Source organism: Sphingomonas sp. Leaf412 (assembly GCF_001425405.1).
GTDB lineage: Bacteria > Pseudomonadota > Alphaproteobacteria > Sphingomonadales > Sphingomonadaceae > Sphingomonas.
The window spans coordinates 214,075-214,570 of sequence record NZ_LMQP01000003.1; the positions used below are offsets into that span (position 1 = coordinate 214,075).

General features: G+C 72.6%; 1 pseudogene. It reads right to left on the minus strand.

Annotated features, from left to right (window positions below):
• Nucleotides 1–373: pseudogene (locus ASG29_RS17470) on the minus strand (peptidase C13); the annotation flags it as partial.
• Nucleotides 374–496 lie beyond the last annotated feature (123 nt).

Consider the following 496-nt stretch of genomic DNA (forward strand, 5'->3'; position numbering starts at 1 on the left):
CCGCGGCGCCGTCGCTGCCCGCCAGCAGGATCGTGCGCCCGTCCGCGGAATAGCGGCGCGACAGGACCCTCGCGGTCTCGCGCGCCTCGCGCCCGAATACGGCGTCGCTGTCCAGCCCCGCGACCACGACATAGGCGTCGACCGTCCCCCGGCGCTGCGGCTTCAGCGCCGCCAGCGCCGCGGACAGGCGGCGGTGCTCGGCCAGCAGCCATGGCGCGGGGCGATCGCGCTCGACATCGATCCCCATGTCCGCCTGCGCCTGCGTGTCCTGCCCGAGTTGCGGCGGGGGCAGGTTGTGCCGCGGCGGCTGGTAGGTCTGTGCAGCCGCGCCGGTGGTCAGTGCGAGCAGCAGCGTGAAAAAGGCTTTCCCCATATGGGGGATAAGGCGTTGCCGACACGAAACAGTCAATATCCTCCCCGGCACGGGGAGGGGGACCGCAGCGCACAGCGGCGTGGTGGAGGGGGCGTGCCACGAACGTGCCGCTTGTGGCGACCC